The organism is Pseudoalteromonas sp. SG43-7 (assembly GCF_014164295.1).
Taxonomy (GTDB): domain Bacteria; phylum Pseudomonadota; class Gammaproteobacteria; order Enterobacterales; family Alteromonadaceae; genus Pseudoalteromonas; species Pseudoalteromonas rhizosphaerae.
Window position 1 is genome coordinate 1 of the sequence record NZ_JACJEY010000111.1, and the last position, 4,275, is coordinate 4,275.

A 4,275-nucleotide genomic window follows, 5' to 3' on the forward strand; every position below is an offset into this window, starting at 1 on the left:
TCTCGCATTAGGCTCTTTACGTGATAAAGCTAAAAGTTGCTTGGATTTTTCTAAGTTCAATTTAGTAAAAGTAGATAAGTATCAGTGTGCTAATTAGATCACATAATTTGGCAGATTGGTATAAGCAAGGTGGACGAGATTTAATACTGGTTACTGATAAGCAAATCCGTGTATACCCAATACTCAATAACTTAAAACTTTTGCATCGCTACTCTGGTTTTCAGTCTCTAACAGAGCTGCAAGCATCAGTGTTAGAACTAGTTAAGCAATACGGCTCTATTAAAGTGGGCCAGTTAGTTAGCTTTTTAAAAGTAACTGCCGGTGAGTTACTTGCTACGGTGTTACGTTTATTATCATTAGGGCAGTTATTTGCCGACTTAACTACAAATGAAATATCAATAGAAACAGCAATTTGGTCCAACAATGTTTAATGATGGTTTGTTTGATGACGAATTTAACCAGCCATTACCAAAAGTAGAGACCAAACTACCTCAAAATTACGCCAAAGATTTACAAGCCCTTCCTGAAAAAATTAAAACAACAACATTTGCTAAGCTTAAATATATTCAATGGCTTGAGGCTAATATTCAAGGCGGTTGGACACAAAAAAACCTTGAGCCTTTATTAAAAGTAATGCCCGAAGTTGAGGGAGAAAAAAAGCCCAGCTGGAGAACAGCTGCACGATGGTATAGCGCTTATACCAATGCAGATAAAAATATCATGGCGCTAATACCAAGCCACCGATAAGTTTTTTGAAAAGGCACTTGAGCGTTACTTAGTAAAAGAAAAGCCATCAGTGGCTTCGGCTTATAAGTATTACGCAGACTTAGTTATCATTGAAAACGACAGTGTTGTAGGCAGTGATTTAAAGCCTTTAACATACAAAGCATTTAAAAATAGAATAGATAACTTACCGCAATACGAAGTAATGCTTGCTCGTTATGGTAAGCGCCTTGCTGATATTGCTTTTAATAAAGTAGAAGGGCATACGCGGCCTACCCGAGTACTCGAAAAAGTTGAAATTGACCATACACCCCTTGATCTTATTTTATTGGATGATGAGCTACATATCCCGCTTGGTCGGCCGACACTCACCATGTTAGTTGATGTGTATAGCCATTGTATTGTTGGCTATTACTTCAGCTTCAGTGAGCCTAGCTACGACGCAGTAAGGCGAGCAATGCTAAATGCGATGAAACCTAAAAGTGAAGTGGCAAAGCTATACCCTGATACGGTAAATGAGTGGAAGTGTGCTGGTAAAATTGAAACACTCGTTGTTGATAATGGCGCTGAATTTTGGAGCAACAGCCTTGAACTAGCTTTTGAAGAAATAGGCATTAATACTCAATATAACCCTGTCGCAAAGCCTTGGTTAAAACCCTTTGTAGAACGTATGTTCGGCACAATTAACACTGAATTATTAGACCCTGTTCCTGGTAAAACTTTTTCTAACATTTTACAAAAGCATGAATACAATCCCAAAAAAGATGCAATCATGCGCTTTACTACCTTTATGCAGTTATTTCATAAATGGGTAGTAGACGTTTATCATCAAGATGCCGATAGCCGATTTAAGTACATACCAAGCCAACAATGGGATCAAGGCTTTAATACGTTACCACCAACAGTGCTGAGTAATGATGATCTTCAACAACTGGATGTTGTGCTCAGTATTTCAAATCATCGGGTGCTTCGTAAAGGTGGGATACGGCTAGAAAACTTAAGCTACGACAGTACTGAGCTGGCCAATTATAGAAAGCAATTCAGCCATAAGGTATCTCAAGAAGTTTTAATTAAATTAAATCCCGATGATATTTCTTATATATACGTTTACCTCGATAAGCTAGAGCATTACATAAAAGTGCCATGCATAGATCCAAACGGTTACACTCAAAATTTAAGTTTGAATCAGCATAAAATAAATATACGTATTCATCGCGATTTTATTTCGGGCTCTATCGATAATGTCGGCTTAGCAAAAGCGCGTATGTTTATTCATAATAAAATTCAAAACGAGTTTGAAGAGTTAAAAAATGCGCCAAAACACTCAAAAGTAAAAGGCGGTAAAGCATTAGCTAAGCATCAAAATGTTAGTAGCGACTCGCAGAAATCAATAGCTCAGAGCGAGCCAGTAGAACACAAAAAGGTTACACCTAAAGAGCAACCAACAGATAGCTGGGATGACTTTATTTCAGACTTAGATGGATTTTAATTATGCTGACCGACAAACAAAAAGAAAAGCTTAATGAATTTCGCGATGTATTTATTGAATACCCAATAATAAGCACGGTATTTAATGACTTTGACAGATTAAGACTTGGTAAAGGGCTAACAGGTGAAAAGCCTTGCATGCTGTTAAATGGCGATACAGGCACAGGTAAAACAGCACTAATAAAACAGTATAAAGAACGTCACTTACCGCAATTTATTAATGGAGTGATGAATCACCCTGTATTAGTCAGCCGCATACCTAGCAATCCGACACTAGAATCTACTTTAGCCGAGCTTCTTAAAGACTTAGGGCAAGTAGGTAGTACAGAGCGGAAACTGCGAGTAAATGGTACTCGGTTAACGACATCATTAATAAAGTGCCTAAAAACGTGTGGCACAGAGCTGATAATTATTGATGAGTTTCAAGAGCTAATTGAGCATAACCAAGGTAAAAAACGCCGCGAGATTGCTAACAGATTAAAGTATATTAATGATGAAGCGGGCGTATCGATAGTATTAGTTGGTATGCCGTGGGCAGAAAAAATAGCAGACGAACCTCAATGGTCATCGCGTTTATTGGTAGAGGGCGTTCAAGATTCTGTGTCAGCTTAAAATTTAAAGATCGAGCACGTTATCTAAACGCCCTTTAAAATAAATTGCCAACTGAGATAAACAAAGGCTCCAATTGTGTATGGGCATTGTCCATTTCTCGGTAGCATTTAATATGCCAGCATAAAGCAACTTCAACAAGCTATTTTCATTTGGAAAAGCGCCTTTTGTTTTCGTTAATTTCCTAAACTGACGATGGACTGCTTCCACCGCATTCGTTGTGTATATGACCCTACGTATAGGCTCAGGGTACTTGAAATAGGCTGATAAATTATGCCATTTATTACGCCATGAGTTGATCACTAGCGGATAAGCGTCCCCCCATTTAGCCTCCAGCTCATCAAGTGCTATCTCTGCTGCTTCTTTTGTTGATGCGCGATAAACGGGCTTTAAGTCGGCCATAAATGCTTTTTGATTCTTTGACGCGACATACTTCATTGAATTTCGTATTTGATGAACAATACATAATTGAACTTCTGTCTCGGGAAATATAGCTGCAATGGCTTCTGGAAAGCCTGTTAGCCCATCAACGCATGCAATTAGTATGTCTTTAACGCCTCGATTATTTAAGTCGGTAAGTACCGACAACCAGTAATTAGCGCCTTCATTTTCGGATAAATGCAAGCCAAGTATTTCTTTTTTGCCATGAATATCTAGCCCTAATAACGTATAAACGGCTTTACTAATATAACGGCCATCTTCTTTGACTTTGTAATGAATAGCATCAAGCCACACAATCGGGTAGTGACTATCGAGAGGGCGCTGTTGCCATGCTTTAAGCTCTGGAAATAAGTTTATCGGTCACAGCACTGATGGTGCCAGTGGCGACGTTCATGCCGTACATATCTTCAATGTGCTTATTAATATCACGATAGCTCATCCCCATACTGAACATGGAGAGTATTTTTGAGTCTATTTCGTCACTCAATGTCGTTTGGTTCTTCTTGATGAGCTGAGGCTCAAAGCTACCACTGCGGTCTCTAGGCGTCTCTAGCTCAAAATTGCCAGCAGGTGACTTAATCGTCTTCGTGCTAAAGCCATTTTTACGGTTAGGCGCCTGCTCATTAGCGAGGTGATGTTCAAGCTCAGCCTGGAGCGCTGACTCGGTTAATTGTTTGATAAGTGATGTAAGTACACCATCTTTACCGTTTAGCTTTTTACCTGATTGAAGCGCTTTAACGGCATCTTCGAAGTTGAATTGATTTGTCATGTGTCATTCATGTTTTTTATCAGTTTAATCAAATGACACAGATTTTTGAACACTCCCGTGTCAACATCAGTAACGTTGAAGCGATTGGATTATTAATCATCCAGACTGAAAGGGGAGTAGCTATCCCCCTGTGTCAGGATAGTTGTCGCCTCTAACTTTTAATAGAGGCAGATAAAAATGAGACGTCGATTTACACAAGAATTTAAAGTTCAAGCGGTTGAAAAAGCATTATCTCAATGTGATGA

4 protein-coding genes and 1 pseudogene are annotated in these 4,275 nt (G+C 38.9%); 4 read left to right on the forward strand and 1 reads right to left on the reverse strand.

What is annotated here, in order from left to right; all coding sequences use genetic code 11:
* The first annotated feature begins 86 nt into the window (after nt 1-86).
* From H5200_RS22790 to H5200_RS22800, 4 genes are read left to right on the forward strand one after another with little or no spacing between them, the layout of a single operon-like run.
* Complete coding sequence (locus tag H5200_RS22790; protein ID WP_259399270.1) at nt 87-431, forward strand: hypothetical protein; 345 nt, start codon at nt 87-89, stop codon at nt 429-431.
* Nucleotides 424-747, forward strand: coding sequence for a hypothetical protein (locus tag H5200_RS24195; protein WP_259399271.1), 324 nt, complete (start codon nt 424-426; stop codon nt 745-747). The genes H5200_RS22790 and H5200_RS24195 overlap by 8 nt, the downstream gene beginning before the upstream one ends.
* A 49-nt stretch (nt 748-796) precedes the next feature.
* On the forward strand, nt 797-2,212 hold the full coding sequence (locus H5200_RS22795) for a Mu transposase C-terminal domain-containing protein (RefSeq protein ID WP_310737062.1): 1,416 nt from the start codon (nt 797-799) through the stop codon (nt 2,210-2,212).
* A gap of 2 nt (nt 2,213-2,214) precedes the next feature.
* Nucleotides 2,215-2,823, forward strand: a complete 609-nt coding sequence (locus H5200_RS22800) for a TniB family NTP-binding protein (RefSeq protein ID WP_259399272.1) — start codon at nt 2,215-2,217, stop codon at nt 2,821-2,823.
* Between the two features lie 3 nt (nt 2,824-2,826).
* On the opposite strand, the pseudogene H5200_RS22805 reads toward H5200_RS22800, so the two are convergent.
* A pseudogene (locus H5200_RS22805) lies at nt 2,827-4,030 on the reverse strand (IS256 family transposase).
* Nucleotides 4,031-4,275: the final 245 nt, after the last annotated feature.

What these genes read in the sequence shown, in the direction of transcription:
- H5200_RS22800 (WP_259399272.1), top strand. Translation starts at nt 2,215, where the DNA reads ATGCTGACCGACAAACAAAAAGAAAAGCTTAATGAATTTCGCGATGTA.
- H5200_RS24195 (WP_259399271.1), top strand. Translation starts at nt 424, where the DNA reads ATGTTTAATGATGGTTTGTTTGATGACGAATTTAACCAGCCATTACCA.